General features: G+C 51.1%; 19 protein-coding genes and 1 other RNA gene. 3 read left to right on the plus strand and 17 right to left on the minus strand.

What is annotated here, in order from left to right; all coding sequences use genetic code 11:
* Nucleotides 1-110: 110 nt before the first annotated feature.
* The 9 genes from EDC32_RS12615 to EDC32_RS12655 form a co-directional block, all read right to left on the minus strand.
* On the minus strand, nucleotides 111-1184 hold the full coding sequence (locus tag EDC32_RS12615; protein ID WP_132222666.1) for an AI-2E family transporter: 1074 nt from the start codon (nucleotides 1182-1184) through the stop codon (nucleotides 111-113).
* A gap of 145 nt (nucleotides 1185-1329) precedes the next feature.
* The gene (locus tag EDC32_RS12620) at nucleotides 1330-1512 is read right to left on the minus strand and encodes a hypothetical protein (protein WP_022736752.1); all 183 of its coding nucleotides are present in this window, start codon (nucleotides 1510-1512) and stop codon (nucleotides 1330-1332) included.
* Nucleotides 1513-1547: 35 nt separating this feature from the next.
* A complete protein-coding gene (locus EDC32_RS12625; RefSeq protein ID WP_022736753.1) occupies nucleotides 1548-1748 on the minus strand; it encodes a hypothetical protein in 201 nt (66 codons plus the stop codon).
* 20 nt (nucleotides 1749-1768) lie between these two features.
* Nucleotides 1769-2269, minus strand: a complete 501-nt coding sequence (locus EDC32_RS12630) for a PRC-barrel domain-containing protein (protein WP_158283365.1) — start codon at nucleotides 2267-2269, stop codon at nucleotides 1769-1771.
* A 132-nt stretch (nucleotides 2270-2401) separates the two neighbouring features.
* Complete coding sequence (gene recD2, locus EDC32_RS12635; protein WP_246026943.1) at nucleotides 2402-4660, minus strand: SF1B family DNA helicase RecD2; 2259 nt, start codon at nucleotides 4658-4660, stop codon at nucleotides 2402-2404.
* Nucleotides 4661-4988: 328 nt separating this feature from the next.
* Entirely contained in the window at nucleotides 4989-5495 is a 507-nt protein-coding gene (locus EDC32_RS12640; RefSeq protein ID WP_132222672.1) for a hypothetical protein, read from the minus strand.
* Nucleotides 5496-5508: 13 nt separating this feature from the next.
* A complete protein-coding gene (locus EDC32_RS12645) occupies nucleotides 5509-6663 on the minus strand; it encodes a cysteine desulfurase family protein (protein ID WP_132222674.1) in 1155 nt (384 codons plus the stop codon).
* Between the two features lie 10 nt (nucleotides 6664-6673).
* Nucleotides 6674-7093 carry a cysteine metabolism transcriptional regulator CymR gene (gene cymR, locus EDC32_RS12650; protein WP_022736758.1) on the minus strand — a complete coding sequence of 140 codons (420 nt, stop codon included), beginning with the start codon at nucleotides 7091-7093 and terminating at the stop codon, nucleotides 6674-6676.
* Nucleotides 7035-7724 carry a YczE/YyaS/YitT family protein gene (locus EDC32_RS12655; RefSeq protein ID WP_132222676.1) on the minus strand — a complete coding sequence of 230 codons (690 nt, stop codon included), beginning with the start codon at nucleotides 7722-7724 and terminating at the stop codon, nucleotides 7035-7037. The genes cymR and EDC32_RS12655 overlap by 59 nt, the downstream gene beginning before the upstream one ends.
* Before the next feature lie 182 nt (nucleotides 7725-7906).
* Between EDC32_RS12655 and EDC32_RS12660 the strand changes: the two genes are divergently transcribed.
* Together EDC32_RS12660 and EDC32_RS12665 are read left to right on the plus strand one after the other, a co-directional pair.
* A complete protein-coding gene (locus EDC32_RS12660) occupies nucleotides 7907-9241 on the plus strand; it encodes an AAA family ATPase (protein ID WP_132223014.1) in 1335 nt (444 codons plus the stop codon).
* 109 nt (nucleotides 9242-9350) lie between these two features.
* Nucleotides 9351-9980, plus strand: a complete 630-nt coding sequence (locus EDC32_RS12665) for a spore coat protein (RefSeq protein ID WP_375163205.1) — start codon at nucleotides 9351-9353, stop codon at nucleotides 9978-9980.
* A 110-nt stretch (nucleotides 9981-10090) separates the two neighbouring features.
* Here the strand turns inward: EDC32_RS12665 and EDC32_RS12670 are convergent, their stop codons facing one another.
* The 4 genes from EDC32_RS12670 to hisS form a co-directional block, all read right to left on the minus strand.
* Nucleotides 10091-10669 (minus strand): 5' nucleotidase, NT5C type, encoded by a 579-nt coding sequence (locus EDC32_RS12670; RefSeq protein ID WP_132222678.1) that lies wholly within the window; start codon nucleotides 10667-10669, stop codon nucleotides 10091-10093.
* A 79-nt stretch (nucleotides 10670-10748) separates the two neighbouring features.
* A non-coding RNA gene (gene ssrS, locus EDC32_RS12675) (6S RNA) lies at nucleotides 10749-10929 on the minus strand.
* 70 nt (nucleotides 10930-10999) lie between these two features.
* Nucleotides 11000-12772, minus strand: coding sequence for an aspartate--tRNA ligase (gene aspS / locus EDC32_RS12680; RefSeq protein ID WP_132222680.1), 1773 nt, complete (start codon nucleotides 12770-12772; stop codon nucleotides 11000-11002).
* 13 nt (nucleotides 12773-12785) lie between these two features.
* Nucleotides 12786-14099: a histidine--tRNA ligase gene (gene hisS / locus EDC32_RS12685; protein ID WP_132222682.1), complete on the minus strand. Its 1314-nt coding sequence runs from the start codon at nucleotides 14097-14099 to the stop codon at nucleotides 12786-12788.
* 474 nt (nucleotides 14100-14573) lie between these two features.
* Between hisS and EDC32_RS12690 the strand changes: the two genes are divergently transcribed.
* Nucleotides 14574-14948, plus strand: coding sequence for a DUF423 domain-containing protein (locus EDC32_RS12690; protein ID WP_132222684.1), 375 nt, complete (start codon nucleotides 14574-14576; stop codon nucleotides 14946-14948).
* Between the two features lie 52 nt (nucleotides 14949-15000).
* Here the strand turns inward: EDC32_RS12690 and EDC32_RS16405 are convergent, their stop codons facing one another.
* The 4 genes from EDC32_RS16405 to EDC32_RS12705 all read right to left on the minus strand — a co-directional run bounded on the left by EDC32_RS16405 (nucleotide 15001) and on the right by EDC32_RS12705 (nucleotide 19954).
* The gene (locus EDC32_RS16405) at nucleotides 15001-15159 is read right to left on the minus strand and encodes a hypothetical protein (RefSeq protein WP_158283366.1); all 159 of its coding nucleotides are present in this window, start codon (nucleotides 15157-15159) and stop codon (nucleotides 15001-15003) included.
* A 107-nt stretch (nucleotides 15160-15266) separates the two neighbouring features.
* Entirely contained in the window at nucleotides 15267-17273 is a 2007-nt protein-coding gene (gene tkt / locus EDC32_RS12695) for a transketolase (RefSeq protein WP_132222686.1), read from the minus strand.
* A 68-nt stretch (nucleotides 17274-17341) separates the two neighbouring features.
* Entirely contained in the window at nucleotides 17342-17785 is a 444-nt protein-coding gene (gene dtd / locus EDC32_RS12700) for a D-aminoacyl-tRNA deacylase (protein ID WP_132222687.1), read from the minus strand.
* Between the two features lie 12 nt (nucleotides 17786-17797).
* On the minus strand, nucleotides 17798-19954 hold the full coding sequence (locus EDC32_RS12705) for a RelA/SpoT family protein (RefSeq protein ID WP_132222689.1): 2157 nt from the start codon (nucleotides 19952-19954) through the stop codon (nucleotides 17798-17800).
* Nucleotides 19955-19962: the final 8 nt, after the last annotated feature.

A 19962-nucleotide genomic window follows, 5' to 3' on the forward strand; every position in this document is an offset into this window, starting at 1 on the left:
TTCAGCCAAGGGCTTTTCTCTCTGACGGGGGATAGGATCGCTCGGTTTCATCACCATCTTGTTCGCTTTTGCATTGTCTTTTCCCATTATACAAGCTTGCATGGAAAGTTTCAAACCCTAACTTTCGTCAAATGATCCACGATGTGTTCCAACATCACTTTGCCCATGGCGAAAACGGGTACAGCCAGAATCAATCCCCACACTCCCCCCAATTCTCCACCCACCAACAGCGCGAAAATGATGGCGAGAGGATGAAGGTGAAGGCTACGGCCCACGATCTGCGGCGAAATTACATTTCCCTCCAGAACCTGCACCGCCAAGTTGACCAGCACCACTCCCACGAGCATGCGCGGCGAATGGAACAAAGCGACGAATACAGCGGGTATCGCTCCAAAAATCGGCCCCAGATACGGAATGATGTTAAATACGGCTACCATCGCCGCCAACAACAGCGCATACGGCACTCCCACGATCAGGTATCCGATATACGCCAATACCCCGATCACCAAGCACACGAGAAACTGACCGCGTACATAGTTTCCCAACGCTTGATCCATATCTCTTATCAACCGAACCAGTTCACGGCGTCGCTGTTTGGGAAACAGCGAAAAAAAGGAGCGTTCGATGGAGTGAATATCTTTTAACATGTAGAAAGCCAAGAAAGGAGTGATAAATAACAAAAACAGCTGGTTTAATGTGGCTGCCAACCCGCTCATCATCTTCTCAACATGTTCTGTCAATTTCGTTTCCAACCGGCCCAGCGAATTTTCAATTCCTTGCTTAACCCCATACGGAAGCAATTCACTACTGTGATCATTATATTCTTTCATCATCTGTTGGAACTTTTGGCTCCATTGCGGTAAATGCTCGGACAGTTCTTGTATTTGCTCTTCAAGGATCGGCACGGTCTTCATCGTGAGGATCACCAACGATGCGATGAACAGCGTGTAAATCAACAAAACGGACAATGAGCGGGACAAGCCTTTGTGGCTCAACAAATTGACGATCGGATGGAGGAGGTAAGAGATGACCATCGCAATAAAGAAGGGACCCAACACGGCACGCAAAAACTGAAACACCACTTGCAGCCACGGGTTGATCTGATACAGCATGAACAATATCCCCAGTAGCACCAATATCAGCAAGGACACTTGTAGCGCTTTACTGAGGTTCCACCTTTCCAACAGCTCCCCCTCCAATCGGACAAGACTTGCTACCCTTAAGATACGAGAAAAAAAGAGAGTTTATGATCGCATCTCCGACATGTCCGCCATTTCACTCACAAACGGAAAAAACCCGGGCCGCGCCATACGGCCCAGGGTGCGGTGTTTACCTAGCCAGCGGGAGATTTCTCATCATCCGTTTCATCATGCGGTTCCCATTGATTTGCTTCAACATGGGATACACATAACGGAACCATTTGTTTTTCCGCCGTCTCGCATTCATCAAAGCGTTGGCTCCGATCGCCAGCAAGCTACCCAGCATCAGGGTGATCACCATCGGGCGATTCATGTGGTTCCCTCCTTTTGGCACGGTTGAAAGATGAGTTAATCCAAATAAACCGTTCGGCTATCCTCTTCAAAAAACAGGTCGTTGAGGGACGTCAAACTTCCGTCTTCCTCCACTTGGTAGATGGAGGAAATCCCTTTATCATCTGTCGTCATCTCTACAAAACATTGCCAGCAATACAACTGGTTGGTTCCCACTTTTCCCAGGTCGTGCGAATTGCAGTTGGGGCAACGAAGCATACTTCTTCCCTTCCTTCAAGCTAACTTTCTTTGAAACGGATCCCGTCCAATGGCGCGATCAGCACATCATCCCCCCACACAAGGGGGTGAGCACATCTCAGCACTTTGCGCCCCTGTCTGAGATCGGCCAGGAGCCCTTCGGATACTTCGTACCCTACCAGCGTTCCCACTTCTTCTTGGAAATAGACATTTTCTACCATCCCCAATTCTCGACCGTTGCTTAGCATAATGGTGCGCCCTTTTAGCTTTTTCTCTCCGGAACAAAGACCGATCCAGGACTCCGCTTCTTTGGGAAGATCTTGTATGTCCGCTTCGCTCTCAACGACGACAGCATCCACCCCGACCGAACACAATCGCTTGGCCGGGATGAACTTGCGCCGTTTGAATAAGCCCCCCTGCTCCAATAAAATCCCTTGCCAGACATTGGCGGAATCAAAGAGCACATCGGAAACCGTCCCCAACTGTTTGCCTGTGTAGCGGTGGATGATGGATAGCCCAATCACTTCCTGGGATTTGCGCAAGGATGATCGCCTCCTCCGCCTAATGAATAGTATGGGTAAGGCGGGCTGAAGCATGTGGGGGAGATGTTGGAAGCCGAATTCCCGGCAAACTAAAAAAAGCTTCCCGCACACCCAGTGCATGGGAAGCCCTGTTTACCAATCCTCTTCAATTAATTCTTTCAAACAGCTGTTTCGCCCATCGACCCGCTGCCGCTTTACCCCTTCCGCAAACGCCTCTTGCTCGCCGCACATGATCAAATAAGACTTGCTGCGCGTGATGCCGGTATAAATCAAATTGCGTTCCAACATCCGACGGTATGCGTGCAACAGGGGAAACACCACAATCGCGAATTCGGACCCTTGCGATTTATGGACCGAACAAGCATAAGCCAAAGCGATCTGATTCAATTGCGTCCGTTTGTAGGGGACTTCTAGCTGATCGTACCGCACCCATAGCACGGGCTGGTCCCCGCCGGCATCTTCATCGATGGCCGAAATAATCCCCATATCCCCGTTGTAAACGGGATGTTCGGGATGATTGACCAGTTGGAGCACTTTATCACCAAATCGGAATACTGTTTCACCCCAAGTCACCTCTTTTTTGTCAGGGGATTTGGGATTGAGAGCAGCTTGAATCTCTTGGTTGATGCGATCCACCCCTACCGGCCCCTTATAGATGGGAGCCAGCACTTGCACATCAAATAAGGTGTAACCCTTTTTGATGGCATTTTCCACCGTTTTCACGATGATCGGCAAAGCTTGTTCTTTCTTGCAGGGAAAGAAGCGTCGATCTGCCCACCGCTCCATCAGATCATCAGGAACCTCTCCCCGTTTGAGGGAGTGAGCCAACCGAATGATGGACGATCCTTCTGCCTGGCGAAATATTTCATTTAATTCAACCCGGGGGATTGCTTGTACTTGCAGGAGATGGTGCAACACCTGCCCCGGACCGACTGAGGGCAACTGGTCTTGGTCTCCGACAAAAATCACTTGCATCCCTTTCGGCAAGGCACGCAACAATTGGTTGGCCAACCAGATGTCCAACATGGACGTTTCATCCACAATCAGGAGTGCTCCGCTGATCGGGTGTTCAGCATCATGTTCAAAAAAATCGCCTTTCCAACCCAAACAACGATGGATAGTCATGGCCGGCAGACCCGTGGTTTCAGACATCCGTTTTGCCGCTCTGCCTGTCGGCGCCACAAGGCGAATGGGATATGGCGTATCCGTCCCTTCATAATCTGCGGGGTCAATGGAAATTTCCCGCAAACGGGCATATAGTTGGCAAATTCCCTGGATGACGGTCGTTTTACCCGTGCCCGGCCCTCCCGTCAAGATCATAAACGGAGACGTCAGCGCCGTAATCATCGCATCGCGCTGTTTGTCGGCATAGCTGACACCCAATTCCTCTTCAATCTCCCCGATCGCTCGGTAGAGATCTGCCACGCTAATTTCAAGATCCAATTCCTGCTCCAGCAATTGTTTCACCCGAAGCGCGCAACCGTATTCTGCATAATACAGGGACGGCATATAATACCTGTCTTCCTCACACAGCAGACGTTCGTCGTCCAGCAGCTTTTCCAACCCTTGCTTACGCGCATCTTCTGGAAACAGCTCATCGGCTCGCTCGCCCAACAGATCATTCACTTGCGCGTTTAGCTGCTCCCAAGTGAGGAACACATGCCCTTGTGACATGGATGCCTCTTTGATGGCATACAAAACGGCAGCCTGAAACCGTTCCGTGGCCGATTCGTCCAATCCTTGGACTTGGGCGATCTCATCAGCGCGTCGAAAACCAATCCCATCGATATCATCTATCAACCGATAAGGATTTTCCTTCAGGATGGGGATCGTCTGGTGCTTGTATGCCTGGACGATTTTTAGAGCCATGGTCGCGCCGATGCCGAACTGATACAAATAAACCATCGCCTGTTCCAATGCCTGATGCTCATACAGATGCTCGGCGATCCGCTGCGCTTTGGAACGGGAGATGCCTCGGATCTCCGTCAAAACCTCGGGATTTTGAGCGATTTTGTCCAACGCGTCAGAACCCAAGTGCGCAACGATTTTCTCCGCTGTTTTTTTGCCAACGCCTTCAAACAAGCCGCTCGCCAAATATTTCACAATCGCCTCTTTTGAGCGCGGCACTTCTTTCTTCACTTGATGCGCATAATATTGTCGCCCGAACTTGGGATGTTCACGCCATTCGCCATGACAGGTGTACACCTCATCCTCATGCGGGCGCAACATATGGCCCACCACCGTCACTTCTTCATCCACCCTATCGTCGGACGCTTCGCTGACGCGCATCAAAAAAACACCGTATCCATTGTCCTCGTTGTAAAAAATCTCTTGAATGAATGAGCCTTTGATGAAATTGTCTTTATACAATTCCAATTCCGCTTGCTTCATTTCCATGCACACCTTATTCTCATCATGCGCCTCATCATCGCCCCCATGCGAAAGCGTCCTCCTTCTAACCTCGCAAAAAACGCTCGGTAAGAAGTGTAGCGGTACTCCGCTTCAGCGGAGTGTAGTCCTTCTAACCTCGCAAAAAACGCTCGGTAAGAAGTGTTGCGGTTACTCCGCCCGCGGAGTGTAGTCCTTCTAACCTCGCAAAAAACGCTCGGTAAGAAGTGTAGCGGTTACTCCGCTCGGCGGAGTGTAGTCCTTCTAACCTCGCAAAAAACGCTCGGTAAGAAGGACTTACAAAAACGACCTCTAGTTGCTAGAGGTCACGTCATCCGGTGAAGTCTTCTTTCATTTCTGTCATCACATGTTCCATCGCACATTCCGCAGAGCAGAATTCATTCCGTTCTTCTGAGCTGTCCCACTTACGCCGCTCGGGATCTTTGGGATTGAATTCATATTCGCACACGATGCAACGATGCATCTGAGGAATGCGGGCCAGTCCGTTCCGCAATTGGGCACGCTGTTCATTATCCAGTCTCAGCAAACCCGTGATGTATTGTTCAACTTCCTCTTTGTCGGCAAAGTATAGCGGATCTTCCGTAGCATACTTCAACGGATTCCACCATGCGTATCTTCCGTCGGAGAGGTATACGATGTAATAATCTTGGACAATCCGCTCTGATGCGTGTTCCAGTTGTTCATAGGTGCGAAAGCCCAGTTCCGCGGCCAAGTTGTCCATTAGGGCACGATCGATATCCTCCAACATCGACTTCCAATCGATGTTATCCACTTCCTGTTCCCAGCCCACCATTTGATCTAGCTCTTTGAAATTCACAGTCCCTCTCCCCTCAAATCTCTTCATGTCGTTGTAATCTGTGAACAATGCTGGCTACCATTTCAGCGGCGCGTTTCACTTCATCAACGGTGTTGCCGCGCCCAAAACTGAAGCGAATGGCTGACCGGGTTCTTTCTTCAGATAAATGCATGCTTTGAAGTACATGGGATACTTCCAGCGTACCAGACGTGCAAGCAGAGCCGCTTGCGCATGCGATTCCCGCCAGGTCGAAATTCATGAGCAAGGTTTCAGAATCGGTTCCCGGGAAGCTGACATTCAAAATATGGGGCAAACTCTTTGCGGGATGGCCGTTGACGACAAACTCAATCGGTTGTCTGTTTAACTCGTCCACAAACGCTTGGCGCAAGACGCGCATGTCTGCCATATGTTGTTCCCGGGAGGCTTGCGACAGCTCAACCGCTTTGGCGAAGCCGATGATCCCCATCACGTTCTCTGTGCCGGGTCGACGGCGTCGTTCTTGGGAGCCCCCGAACGTCCTCGGGATAAACTTCACATTCTTCCCCAGATAAAGCGCTCCAATCCCTTTCGGCCCGTTAATCTTATGACCTGATACTGATATTAAATCCACCGGCAGGTGCTTCACATCGATCTCAAGGGAACCGAAAGCCTGCACCGCATCCGTGTGGAACAGCACACTCCGCTCGCGCGCCAATTCTCCGATTTGTTCAATGGGTTGCACCGTACCGATCTCATTGTTGGCCATCATAATCGAAATCAACGCCGTGTCGTCGCGAATCACTCGCCGCAGTTGCTCGGGATCAATCATACCGGTGTGATCGACCGGCAGATAAGTAACTTCAAAGCCAATCCGCTCCAAATACCGGCAGGCATCCAGCACCGCATGATGCTCGATTTGAGTGGTAATGAGATGTTTTTTTCCTGTCTCCGCATATGCCGCAGCCACGCCAAGCAAAGCCATATTGTCCGCTTCAGTCCCACCGCTAGTGAACACCAGCTGCCCAGCATCCGCTCCCAACGCGCGCGCCACTTGGTCGCGTGCTTGATCGATGGCCACACGCACGTCGCGGCCATATTGATGCATGCTGGACGGATTGCCGAACGCCTCCTCCAAATAGGGGAGCATGGCTTCTTTCACCAGTGGATGGATCGGTGTCGTTGCGGCATGATCCAAATAAATTGCCATCATGTTTCACCCGCTAAATATAAAACATATAGTTGTCATTGTGTCCATCATGCGTGAAATTGATCAAAGAAGCAAGCGTCGTCGTATCCAATTCTTTAGCGATCGCATCACGAATCCGCTTCCACAGGTCACGACGGGCAGGATCTTCCTCTTCATTGAACTCGACCGGACTGATCGGCCCTTCCAACACGCGGATGATATCTCCCGCCGAAATCTCCTCTGGGGCCTTCGCCAGCTTGTAACCACCGTAAGCTCCCCGCACACTCCGTACCAATCCGGCATTGCGAAGCGGAGCGATCAACTGTTCCAAATAATGCTCAGACAAAGCGTGACGCTCAGCCACACTTTTCAATGGTACCGGCCCTTTGCCGTACCTAGCAGCCAAATCCATCATGATGGTAAGTCCGTACCTTCCTTTGGTTGAGATTTTCAAGAATGGCACCCCTTTTCGTTATTTTTTCCAACAACCGCTCACAGTAAGAAATGGACCATTGCATTAACGGCCCCGTCAAAAAACAAAAAAAGAGTGTTCCAATATGTACAGGTCCACCCAGAAGCCAGCCGGTCCCTCCAACGATTACCTCCATTATAGTACGAACGGCGCGAATCGACCAGCCAGTCCGTTTTGCCAACTCCAGAGTCAACCCGTCGCGAGGTCCCGCCCCGGTGCGCGGCGCAATGTACAACCCTACCCCAAAGGCGACCAAGGCCACCCCGACCGTCAGGTAAACCAAGCGCAACACCCATCCACGTACATCGGGAATCAGGTTCACAAACATAATCAAATCAATAAACGGCCCCAAGAGCAACATATTAAGAAACGTTCCCCATTGTGGATTTGAACGTTTCAACCAACACGTAACAGCCACAATCACAATTCCCAAGACGGTCACCCATGTGCCGATGGATAACGATGAAACCCGAGCCAATCCGATATGTAGCACATCCCATGGCGCTACACCCAGATCTGATTTTATGGCAAAGACCGTACCGAAAGAAATGGTCCACAATCCGCTGAAGAAAAACATCCAATGCCAAACCCAAGCCCGCTTTCTCTTATGCATCCTCATCGATCCTTCAGCTGTTATTTTACGGCCACACTTGTCAAGTTTATCATAGGATTATTACGTTTCGACATGATTTTTTCCCGCATGCAAAAAATCCATCCATCCCGCTCTAGCCAATGTGTGGAATTCACACTATCATAAATAGGAGAATCAGGATGGACAGAAAGGCGGAAAAAACGGTGGATTTATTTGAATACAGCCGGGAGCAATCGCGGCGAAGCGAGCCGCTTGCCGCCCGCATGCGTCCCCGCTGCTTGGATGAAGTTGCGGGGCAAACCCATATCATTGGCAAAGGAAAATTGCTGAGACGGATGATTGAAGCCGATCAGCTGTCATCAATCATCTTTTATGGGCCGCCCGGAACAGGCAAAACCACGCTCGCCCATGTGATCGCCAATCAGACCAGTGCCTACTTTGAACGCATCAATGCGGTTACAGCCGGTGTCAGCGACATCCGCCGGATCATAGAAGAGGCGAAGCAACGAATCAACATGTACGAGCAACGAACCGTGTTGTTCATCGACGAAATCCATCGCTTCAACCGTTCTCAGCAGGATGCCTTGCTTCCCCATGTCGAGGACGGAACCGTCATCTTAATTGGCGCAACCACTGAAAATCCCTCATACGAAGTGAACGCCGCGTTGCTGTCGCGTTCGCGGCTCTTTACGTTAAAGCCACTAACCGAAGAGGAACTGGGCCTCGTGTTGGACCGCGCCCTGGCCGATTCCGAACGCGGGCTGGGCGCGTATCGAGTTGAGTTGGATCCGGAGGCCAAAGCTCACCTCATTCGCTGTGCAGGAGGAGACAGCCGCACAGCCTTAAATGCACTGGAATTGGCGGTCGTCACCACACCACCTGACGATTCAGGCATTCGCCGCATCACGTTGGAAGTGGCGGAAGAGTCAATCCAACGCAAAGTCATTCGCTATGACAAAAGCGGCGACCAGCATTATGACACCATTTCCGCTTTCGTCAAAAGCATGCGTGGATCAGACGCCGACGCCGCACTCTATTACTTGGCCAAAATGTTGCAAGCTGGCGAAGATCCTCGTTTTATCGCCCGGCGTATCTTCATCCACGCCGCAGAAGACGTGGGCATGGCCGACCCCCGCGCTCTCTTAATCGCTTCCGCCGCCGCACATGCCGTTGATTTCATTGGCTTGCCCGAAGCGCAAATCCCATTGGCGCAAGCGGTCATCTACATCGCCACGGCTCCCAAAAGCAATTCAGCCGTGCGGGGAATCAATGAAGCGAACACCTTGGTTAAACAAGAACATCGCGGGGATGTTCCCCCGCATCTGCGCGACGCTCATGGCGCGGGGGCTAAAGCCCAGGGCAGGGGCAAAGGTTACCGCTATCCGCATGATTATCCTCGGGGCTATGTCGCTCAGCAATACCTGCCAGACGAGCACCGCGGCAAACGCCTGTACCATCCCAGCCCGCATGGATATGAGCATAAATTGCAAGCGTTCCTGCGCTGGATGAAAGGGGAGGATCACGGCCGACCGGAATGAAACGGTTCGTCGGTTTCCTCTCCTTCCCATCGGCAATGATGTGTAGAACCCCCTCACTTGGACATATTACTTAATGTCACATTCAGGAAGGAGGAGTTCTGACATGCACATGCAACCGATGAACGCGAACAATCAAATGGAAAACCAAACGGTGAATCCGGTGCCACCGGTCATGAACCATGCGGGGCATGAAGTGTTGGACGTACATGAGATTTTGTCGCATGCGGTTAACACGATGAACACTTATGTCATGTTGCGGCCTCATGTGCAAGATCCCGAGTTGGCGGATATCATGCAACGCCAACACCAGTACATGGTGAACGAATATAACACGTTGGTGGACTGCTTCTCTACGGGACGTGATCCTGCCACACCAACTTCACGCTATCAAATGAAACAAGGCAACAACGTAATCTACGGTATGAAGCAGCAAGGGCAACCGCATAAGCCCATGACCAACCCGTCCGAAATCAACGACCAACGGATTTCGTCGCAAATACTGGGTATGCTGAAGACTGGAGCAAGCCATAAAGCCGTGGCCGCCACAGAAACAACCAACCCAGTTGTGCGCCGCGTATTGGCTGACAGCATTCCTAACTGCATTGAGATGGCGTATGAAGTCTTCCTTTATCAAAATAAGCGGGGCTACTACCAAGTGCCTCAATTCTCCCAACAAGAAATGCAACAACTCACCACATCCTTCGGCCCGGCCACTCCTCCCCAACTTCCCCTGCAGTGACCATAAGTGCGCAAAACAGCCTAGCATTTTCGCTAGGCTGTTTTTGCTTGAGCTAATTTTTGGCTACGCAAAGAAAGTCCGCATTCTGACCAAAACGCGGACTCATTTCATCATGCTTCATTCTGATTCACATGTTCTTCTACCAGGGCATACACTTGCCGCCAATCGGTAATTCGTTTGATTTCCTTTGGCATTTTACGGTTGTACACGGCATCGACAATCACCGTGGGTACGTTGTTTTTAACAAGATTTTCTATATGGTTAGGGGCATCTTCAAAAAACAATTCCACACCGAGTTCTTTGGCTTTGCGTGCTTTATCTTGCGAATTCATGACTAAGTTGTCTCCAGTGTAGGGAAACCCATGTTTCTTCAACCACTCTTTTGTCACTTTCGTGACGTTGGGAAAGCCTGGCCGGGCCGTGATAAAATAAACGCGATGCCCTTGCTTGACCAGTTCATTCAACACCTCAGCCGCATGCTGAAGTGGAACGCCAAGCGAATAAATCTCTACCTCCAGCTTTCGCCACAAGCGCGACGCTTCCTTAGGAGTAATTCCGTATGCTTTATCAAGATATAAATCGCTGATATCTTCCAATTTAACATTGCGCTTCAAGACCCGGTTATGTACTTCGACAGCGGCGCGTTGGGTATCCTTAATCGTGCCGTCGATATCTACACCTAAGATCATGCCATCTCGCCTGCCTTCTCTCAAGATCAGTCATTTCATATAACATTTTCCCCAAAACCAGCGAGATATGCGCAAAAAAAGGAGCCCCATTATGCCGTGCTCCGTCAGTTTTGAACCTGCCTCATCAGCAGGTGGGTGCCCTGAACCCGCAGTTCATGGGTCCACTCGGCGGTGGCTTCCACTCCCTCGGGTGACTTCAAGCTCCCTTTGTCAACGTGTTGGCTCAAAACTTTCGGGTGTCACGAACATCGCAGGACTCGTTTGTTGATTTTATGTTATCAGATCACAGCGCCAAGATCAAGCTGTCAGCTGTTACAATTACAGGAAAGCCTATTTTTGTGTCGCTATTTGGATGTGCAAGTCGTTTAACTGTTGTTCATCCACCGGCGCCGGAGCTTCTGTCAGCAAGCAAGTGCCGCTTGTCGTTTTGGGGAAGGCGATGCACTCACGCAAGTTGGTGCGGCCTGCAAGCAACATGACAATGCGGTCGAAGCCAAAGGCAATCCCACCGTGCGGCGGTGCACCATACTCAAACGCTTCAAGCAGGAAGCCAAATTTCTCTTTGGCGTCTTCCATGGAAAGTCCCAACGCTTGAAACATCTTCTCTTGGATGTCGCGCTGGTAAATCCGCTGGCTACCGCCGCCGATTTCAAAACCGTTTAAGACCATATCGTAAGCTTTGGCGCGCACCCGTCCCGGATCAGTCTCCAACAGCGGCACATCCTCTTCCATAGGCATGGTGAATGGATGATGCATCGCATAATAGCGGTTGTCTTCTTCCGAGTACTCCAACAGCGGGAACTCGGTCACCCATGCGAAGGCATAACGGTCAGGGTCGATGAGGTTAAGTGCTTTTGCCAAGCGAACACGCAATTCTCCCAGTACATCGGCAACCACTTTTTTGTTGTCGGCCACGAAGAACAGCATGTCACCCGTCTCTGCCCCGGTTGCTTTTTGGATCGCAGTCACTTCTTCCTCACTGAGGAATTTGGCGACCGATCCTTTCAAGCCGCCCTCTTTTAAAGCCAGCCATGCCAGCCCTTTGGCTCCGAAAGCCTGGGCGACTTGACCCCAGTTGTCCACTTCTTTACGGCTCCAATCAGCGCAACCTTTCACCGTGATCGCCTTGACCTGACCACCGGAAGCGATCGCTCCGCTAAACACTTTGAATGAAGAGTCACGCAGAATGTCGGATAAGTCGATCAACTCCATCCCAAAGCGCAAATCCGGCTTGTCTGAACCATACCGTTCCATCGCCTCTTTATACGTCAACCGCGGGAACGGGCGAGGCACCTCCACACCGATTGTCTCTTGGAACAGCTTTGCCACCATCTCTTCCATCATCGACAAGAACGTCTCCGTCGGCAAGAAAGAGGCTTCAATGTCGATCTGGGTGAATTCCGGTTGCCGGTCAGCCCGCAAATCCTCATCGCGGAAACAACGTGCAAACTGGAAGTACCGCTCCATGCCCGCCACCATAAACAATTGCTTAAACAACTGTGGGGATTGCGGCAATGCATAGAACGAACCTTCATGCACCCGGCTCGGCACCAAGTAATCTCTCGCCCCTTCCGGTGTGCTACGGGTCAACATGGGTGTTTCCATTTCGACAAATCCGTGCTGGTCTAAGAATTGGCGCACGATTTGCATCGCCCGGTGCCGAATCAGCATCGTCTTCTGCATTTTGCTACGGCGCAAATCCAAATAACGGTACTTCAACCGAATCGATTCATCCACATCCAGATCATCTTGGATCATGAACGGCGGAGTTTTTGCGGCGTTAAACACATGCACTTGCTCGCCTTGAATTTCGATTTCACCCGTCTTCATGTTAGGGTTGACGGTGCCTGGTTCACGCTCCACCACTTTCCCCGTGATCGCCAAAACATATTCCGAGCGCACCTGTTCAGCGATGCGAACAGCTTCCGGGGAGATTTCCGGATTAAACACCACTTGCACCCGCCCAGAACGGTCACGCAAGTCCAAGAAAATCAATCCCCCCAGATCACGGCGCTTATGGACCCATCCGTTTAAGGTGACTCTTTGCCCAACTAATTCTTTTGTGCACTCTGTTGCAAAATGTGTACGATGGACACCTTCCATCACGTTCTCCCCCTTAAGGCAATTGCTTGATGTAAGCGACCAGTTCATCCAGTGCAATAGTCACCTGCTCCCCGGTCGCGAGCTGTTTTACATTGATTTGATTTTGCTTCAATTCATCTTCGCCCAAAATGGCCACCGTCTTCGCTTGTAAACGGTCAGCGGCCTTAAATTGCGCTTTCATCTTGCGGTCCAGATAATCGCGCTCTGCACGTAACCCTGCTTGGCGCATCGTTTGCAACACTTTCATACCGACCAGCTTGGCTTCTTCTCCCATGGTGATAAGATAACAATCCAGCCCAGCTTTCGACGGTGTTCTCACTTGTTGCACTCCTAGTGCCAAGAGCACCCGTTCCAATCCGATGCCGAAGCCGACTCCCGGCATGCTTGGCCCGCCAAATTGTTCGATCAAGCCGTTGTATCGGCCGCCGCCACCGATGCTCCCTGCCTGCGCCCCTGGGATGTCCACCGTGTATTCAAACGCGGTGTGCGTGTAATAATCCAAGCCGCGCACCAGACGGTGATTGACCACATAGGGCACGCCGAGCAAGTCAAGCGCACGCAACACCGTGTCAAAGTGTTTGCGGCTGTCGTCATTCAAATGATCGTGCAAGGACGGCGCCCCTGCCGCAATCTCTTTGGTCCGTTCATCCTTGCTATCCAAAATGCGGAGCGGATTTTTGTAAAGCCGTGATTTGGCCTCGTCAGACAACTTATCGATATGCTTCTCGAAATAAGCGATCAATTTCTCCCGATATTGCAATCGGCTTTCCACATCTCCCAGTGTGTTCACTTCCACCCGCACATCTTTCAGCCCCAGCGCTTGGAAATAATGCATCCCGAGCGCAATCACTTCCGCATCCAACAACGGGTCCGGGCTGCCGAAAGCTTCTACGCCAAACTGGTGAAATTGGCGGCGCCGCCCCGCCTGTGGATTTTCGTACCGGAACATCGGCCCCATATAGTACCATTTGGTCGGTTGAGGCTGACCAAACACTTTTTTCTCCACAAACGAACGCACCACACCGGCGGTGCCTTCAGGACGCAAGGAAATCTGCCGATTGCCGCGATCGGTGAACGTGTACATCTCTTTCTCAACAATGTCGGTCGCTTCCCCTACGCCGCGTTGGAATAACTCGGTGTGTTCAAACATCGGCGTCCGAATCTCATGATAATCATATAAGCTGCAAATTTCTCGCGCTTTTTGCTCTATCCACTGCCACTGCTCAACTTCCCCCGGCATGATATCATCCGTGCCGCGAGGAATTTGCAATTTGGTTGAAGTTTGAAACTTCACTGCCGCGTACCCCCCTCGATCAACTTGGCTCATAAATAAAAAATCTCCCGCCACTGACCTCATTGTCAGGGACGAGAGATTGGTTTAACGTTTCCCGTGGTACCACCCTAATTGAAAACCCCGATCTGCCGGAGTTTCCCGCTTCAAATCCTGTTATCGCCAGGATGACGTCTAAGTCTACTAACCGCAGCATGCGGCGTTCGGTTAGATCCTCCAGGTGTCTTTCGCCGCTTCGTAACATAGAGAACCTTGCAGCCGATGGGTTCTCCTCTCTGGTTGCCCGTCAAACGGTTACTTTTCCCTTCATAGGAGTTAAGTATGTAGTTGATTCATGCGGATTTGTTAACTCATTTTAAACAGGTGTTATCGGTTTGTCAAGAAATGAAAAAAAGTTTTTTTTTGCAACACTGGCCCCCCTTCACCATGAAGTAGGCTCACGGCTTTTACAACAGGGGATGTGGTATAGTATGGGAAGAACCTATGTTGAAATGAGGAGTGACCAAACGGATGAAACTGTTCATCATGCTCGGTAGCATCAACATGGCGCTCGCTGTGGCCATCGGGGCATTCGGCGCCCATGGACTGGCCGGCAAAGTGACCGAAAAAATGCTGCAAAACTGGAATACGGGAGCCCATTACCACATCATTCACGCCTTAGTCCTCTTGGTCATTGGGCTGTTGATGTCCAAAATAAACGAACCCTCTTCCTTGCTGAATATCGGCGGATGGCTGATTGTCGCCGGGATTCTATTCTTTTCTGGGAGCTTGTACGCAATGGTGCTCACTGGTGTCAAAACGTGGGGAGCCATAACCCCGATTGGCGGTGTCGCGTTTATCGCCGGTTGGATTCTGGTCGCCGTCACCGCAGTCAAGCATCTGTGATGCACGCTTCATGAAGCTGACCGATCAGTCTTAGGCCATCATAGTCTTCACCTTATCGCCTGCAAAGTGCTTGCCTGCTTTTTTTCATTTGCGTGTGCCTGTCGCCGCCCACAGTGCGGAAGTCTGTCAGCGGCATCGGTTGTAACCGATCAGCCCAGCCATGAAGCACCATTTGCAATTGCATATCAATCTCGCGGGGGGAACGCCGCATTTCTCGTTCACCTCTTCCATTTCATTGATCGATCTTAGTCTTGCCCCCGCACAGACAAATCAAACGGCCGCTGTTTGCACAGCGGCCGTTTAACTTTCTATCCGTTATTATTTTTTGCAAATGGCTTCCATTTTTGCTACCACATGCTCCACACTGAAACCATACTCTTTCATGAGCAATCCGCCCGGTGCAGAAGCACCAAATTGTTCGATTCCAATCACAGCGCCTTGTTCGCCAACATAGCGGTCCCAACCCATCGGATGAGCCGCTTCCACAGCCAAGCGCGCACGAACGGCTTTAGGCAGAATCGCTTCGCGTTCGTTTTCTGGGAGTGCGTCAAAGTTCTCACGGCAAGGCATGCTGACCACGCGCACGTGCAAACCTTTTTCTTTCAGTTTCGCTTGCGCTTCCACAGCCAAGCTCACCTCAGAGCCCGTCGCGATGATGATACCATCCAAGCGGTCACCATCCGCTTCGGATACAATGTATGCACCCTTAGCGATGATCTCTTGGTCTTTGTCCACTGTGCCCGGCAGAATGGGCAGATTTTGCCGGGACAGGATCAGCGCGACCGGATATTCATTTTGGTTGAGCGCATACTGCCAAGCGGCCACCGTTTCGTTGGCATCCGCAGGGCGAATTACCTTTAAGCCCGGAATCAGACGCAGAGACGGCACATGTTCCACCGGTTCATGGGTTGGCCCATCTTCTCCGACTGCAATGCTGTCATGTGTCAACACATAGACAACCGGTAGCTTGGACAGCGCAGACAGGCGAACAGACGGGCGCAAGTAATCAGAAAACACCAAGAACGTACCGCCATAAACCCGCACGCCCCCGTGGAGCATCATTCCATTCATCGCCGCCGCCATGGCATGTTCGCGCACACCAAACCAAATGTTGCGGCCGCTGTAATCTTCGGCATGGAAGATACCTTCGCTTTTCATCATGGTATTGTTGGACGAAGCCAAGTCGGCCGATCCACCGATCAATGACGGCACGCCTTTGGCCAAAGCTTGAAGCGCTGCACCAGAAGCGGCGCGAGTTGCAATCGCCTTGTCGCCTACTTGGAATTTGGGCAGTTCAGCATCCCATCCTTCCGGCAGTTCCCCATTCATCGCTTGACGCAAGGCACGTGCCAATTCAGGGTACTTTGTCTCATATTGCTTCATCAGGTCATTCCAAGCCACTTCCTTTTCCGCAAGTCGGGATTGGATCGCTTCAAAATGCGCTCTCACTTCCGCCGGAACCGTAAACGGCTCTTCATAAGCCCAGTTGTAAGACTTCCGGACTTCGGCTACTTCTTCCTGGCCCAAGGGTTTTCCATGTGCTTCGGAAGTACCAGCGCGATTGGGGCTTCCGTACCCGATCACCGTACGCACTTCAATCAATGTGGGACGGCTGGTTTCTTGTTGCGCTTCAACAATTGCGCGGCCAATCGCTTCCACATCATTGCCATCTTCGACGCGCAATACTTGCCACCCGTATGACTCAAACCGCTTTTGCACACTTTCGGTAAACGAATGCGCCAGTTCCCCATCCAAGGAAATGTCATTGGAATCGTACAAAGCGATCAGCTTGCCCAGCTTGAGATGACCAGCCAGCGATGCGGCTTCTGCAGCCACCCCTTCCATCAAGTCGCCATCGCCGCACAACACATAGGTGAAATGGTCGATGATGTTCAACCCATCCCGGTTGAAGGTAGCGGCAAGATGCGCTTCGGCCATAGCCATACCGACACCGTTAGCGATCCCTTGTCCCAGCGGACCAGTCGTCGCTTCCACCCCCGGGGTGTGCTTCACTTCCGGATGCCCTGGCGTCAAGCTTCCCCATTGCCGGAACTGCTTCAACTCTTCCAGCGGCAAGCCATATCCAAACAAATGCAACATGCTATATAACAGGGCTGATCCATGCCCTGCAGAGAGAACAAAGCGGTCACGGTTTATCCATTCCGGATTGGCCGGATTATGGCTCATATGATGTGCCCACAGTGTGTAAGCCATGGGCGCCGCTCCCATCGGCAACCCCGGATGCCCTGAATTCGCAGCTTCAATTTGATCGATGGACAACATCCGGATGGTATTGATCGCTTGTTGTTCTACTTTTGTCACTATGTATCCCCCTTAACTATACTCACATCAACATGTTCTTGGTTATTATAGCACAACCCACTTTAACCCACTCACGCTTTACTCTCTAAAATAAGTGTGACTGGGCCGTCATTAACCAACGAAACCTGCATCATCGCCCCAAACACGCCAGTTTCCACAGTGACGCCGTATTGGGCTAAGCATGCGTTGAACTGTTCATACAACGGCCGGGCGAGTTCCGGTTTCGCCGCGTTCATGAAATTGGGGCGCCGCCCTTTGCGGCAGTCCCCGTATAAAGTAAATTGGGAAACGGACAGGATGCTCCCGCCCACGTCCAACAGAGAGCGGTTCATCTTGCCCGTCTCATCTTCAAAAATGCGCAGATGAACTACTTTTTCCGCTAAATAGCGCACATCTTCTTCTGTGTCCCCTTCAGCCACGCCGACGAGCAACATCACGCCTGGCCCGATTGCTCCCGTCGTCTGGCCCTCCACGGTAACACTGGCTTCCCGCACGCGCTGCAACACGATTTTCATCAGGTGTCCTCCTTACTGAATGATTCTTCTCACGCTGTAAATGTCACGCACGCGCTTGACCCGTTCCACCACTGACTTGAGGTGGTTGATATTTTGAATGCTGATACGGACATGAATCGAAGCGATGCCTCTGCGGTCACCGCGGGCACTGATGGCCGCCAATTCCGTCTTGGAATCAGTCAGCGCCTGCAATACCTCATTTAACAAACCCTGGCGGTCAAACCCAGACACTTCGATGTCCACCTGATAATAATGTTTGGTTGCATGACTGTCCCACTCGACATCGATGCGGCGCTCATCCGGGACGGTACTGAGATTGGGACAGTCAATCCGATGAACCGTTACACCCCGCCCATGCGTCACATAGCCAGCAATCTCGTCCCCTGGCACTGGATTGCAACAACGCGACAAACGGATCAATAAGTTGTCTACACCCTTTACGCGAACCCCTTGATCCAGTTTATGTTTGCGAATCGGCAACGCCTTGACTTCCGGTAGGACAACGGGCTGCTGCTCTTCTTTCAACCCATCCGTTAAGCGATGAACCACCTGGGCGGTAGAAATGCCTCCGTATCCCACAGCGGCAAACAAATCTTCTTCCTCATTGAAATTAAACTTTTTGGTGACATCTTCGATCCGATCCGACGTCAACACGTCACTCACTGTGAAATCATGTTTTTTCAACAAGGCCTCAACCATCTCCCGGCCCTTGGCCACACTCTCTTCGCGACGCTGTTTCTTAAACCAATTGCGGATTTTGCTCCGGGCATGGGAAGATTTGACTAGGCTGAGCCAATCTTGGCTTGGCCCATAGCTGTGCTTTGACGTTAAAATCTCGACGATATCGCCCGTTTTTAGTGGATAATCCAAGGGGACGATCTTGCCGTTTACCTTCGCCCCGATGCACATGTTACCGATATCCGTGTGAATTCGATAAGCAAAATCCAGCGGAACCGAACCCATCGGCAATTCGATTACATCGCCTTTCGGGGTGAAAACGAAGACAGAATCAGAAAACCAATCCATCTTGAGGTTTTCCACAAATTCCTTCGCATCAGATGCTTCCTGTTGCAATTCCATCATTTCACGGAACCATTTCAATTTCTCGTCAAACTTGGATTTCTCTACCGCTGACCCCTCTTTGTAAGCCCAGTGAGCCGCAATCCCGTACTCGGCTGTTCGATGCATATCCAATGTGCGGATCTGCACCTCGATCGGTTCCCCTTTCGGCCCGATAACCGTGGTGTGCAAGGATTGATACATATTCGTCTTGGGCATGGCGATATAATCCTTGAAACGGCCTGGCATCGGCTTCCACACCGTATGAATGATACCTAGGACGGCATAGCAGTCGCGGACGGTATCGACGATGACCCGTACGGCCATCAGATCATATATCTCATTAAACTCTTTATTTTGCGTAACCATTTTTTTATAAATGCTATAAATATGTTTGGGTCGACCAGAGATGTCCATTACCTTGACATCCATTTCCTCCAAGCGCGTCTTCAACGTATCGATAATTTCGTCGAGATATTTTTCCCGCTCCGCCCGCTTTTTCTTCATCAAATGGACGATTCGGTAATACTGCTGGGGCTTTAAGTAGCGGAGCGAGATGTCTTCCAGCTCCCATTTGATTTTGGAAATCCCCAAGCGATGAGCCAACGGAGCAAATATTTCCAATGTCTCCGTTGATTTCTGCCGTTGCTTGTGTTCTGGCATATATTTGAGTGTCCGCATGTTATGCAAGCGGTCAGCCAATTTAATCAAGATTACGCGCACATCTTGTGCCATGGCCACAAACATTTTGCGATGGTTTTCCGCCTGATGCTCCTCGTTCGATTTGAATTTCATCCGTTTCTTCAGTTTCGTCACACCATCGACCAAATGGCGTACCGCAGACCCAAAGCGCTCTTCAATCTCTTCCAACGTCACTCCCGTGTCTTCCACCACGTCATGCAACAAAGCGGCGATCAGCGTAGGAACATCCATGCGCAGATCGGCAAGAATTTCCGCCACCGCGATGGGATGCAAAATATAAGGTTCCCCTGACTTACGATATTGCCCTTTGTGCGCTTCATCCGCAAACTCATAAGCCCGTCTCAGCTGCACAAGGTCATCCTCTGTCAAATATGTGGCGGCTAAGCTTAGTAATTGTTCTACCGGCATTTCGCTCA

The sequence above is a fragment of the Laceyella sacchari genome (assembly GCF_004343255.1).
GTDB classification, from domain to species: Bacteria; Bacillota; Bacilli; order Thermoactinomycetales; family Thermoactinomycetaceae; genus Laceyella; species Laceyella sacchari.

Coding starts and splice junctions, on each gene's coding strand:
- EDC32_RS12620 (WP_022736752.1), bottom strand. CDS start 1,512: ATGAATCGCCCGATGGTGATCACCCTGATGCTGGGTAGCTTGCTGGCG.
- EDC32_RS12655 (WP_132222676.1), bottom strand. CDS start 7,724: ATGCATAAGAGAAAGCGGGCTTGGGTTTGGCATTGGATGTTTTTCTTC.
- EDC32_RS16405 (WP_158283366.1), bottom strand. CDS start 15,159: ATGCGGCGTTCCCCCCGCGAGATTGATATGCAATTGCAAATGGTGCTT.
- hisS (WP_132222682.1), bottom strand. CDS start 14,099: ATGAGCCAAGTTGATCGAGGGGGGTACGCGGCAGTGAAGTTTCAAACT.
- dtd (WP_132222687.1), bottom strand. CDS start 17,785: ATGAAAATCGTGTTGCAGCGCGTGCGGGAAGCCAGTGTTACCGTGGAG.
- EDC32_RS12665 (WP_375163205.1), top strand. CDS start 9,351: ATGCAACCGATGAACGCGAACAATCAAATGGAAAACCAAACGGTGAAT.
- EDC32_RS12705 (WP_132222689.1), bottom strand. CDS start 19,954: ATGCCGGTAGAACAATTACTAAGCTTAGCCGCCACATATTTGACAGAG.
- EDC32_RS12645 (WP_132222674.1), bottom strand. CDS start 6,663: ATGATGGCAATTTATTTGGATCATGCCGCAACGACACCGATCCATCCA.
- EDC32_RS12690 (WP_132222684.1), top strand. CDS start 14,574: ATGAAACTGTTCATCATGCTCGGTAGCATCAACATGGCGCTCGCTGTG.
- EDC32_RS12670 (WP_132222678.1), bottom strand. CDS start 10,669: ATGATCTTAGGTGTAGATATCGACGGCACGATTAAGGATACCCAACGC.
- EDC32_RS12625 (WP_022736753.1), bottom strand. CDS start 1,748: ATGCTTCGTTGCCCCAACTGCAATTCGCACGACCTGGGAAAAGTGGGA.
- recD2 (WP_246026943.1), bottom strand. CDS start 4,660: ATGAAGCAAGCGGAATTGGAATTGTATAAAGACAATTTCATCAAAGGC.
- aspS (WP_132222680.1), bottom strand. CDS start 12,772: ATGGAAGGTGTCCATCGTACACATTTTGCAACAGAGTGCACAAAAGAA.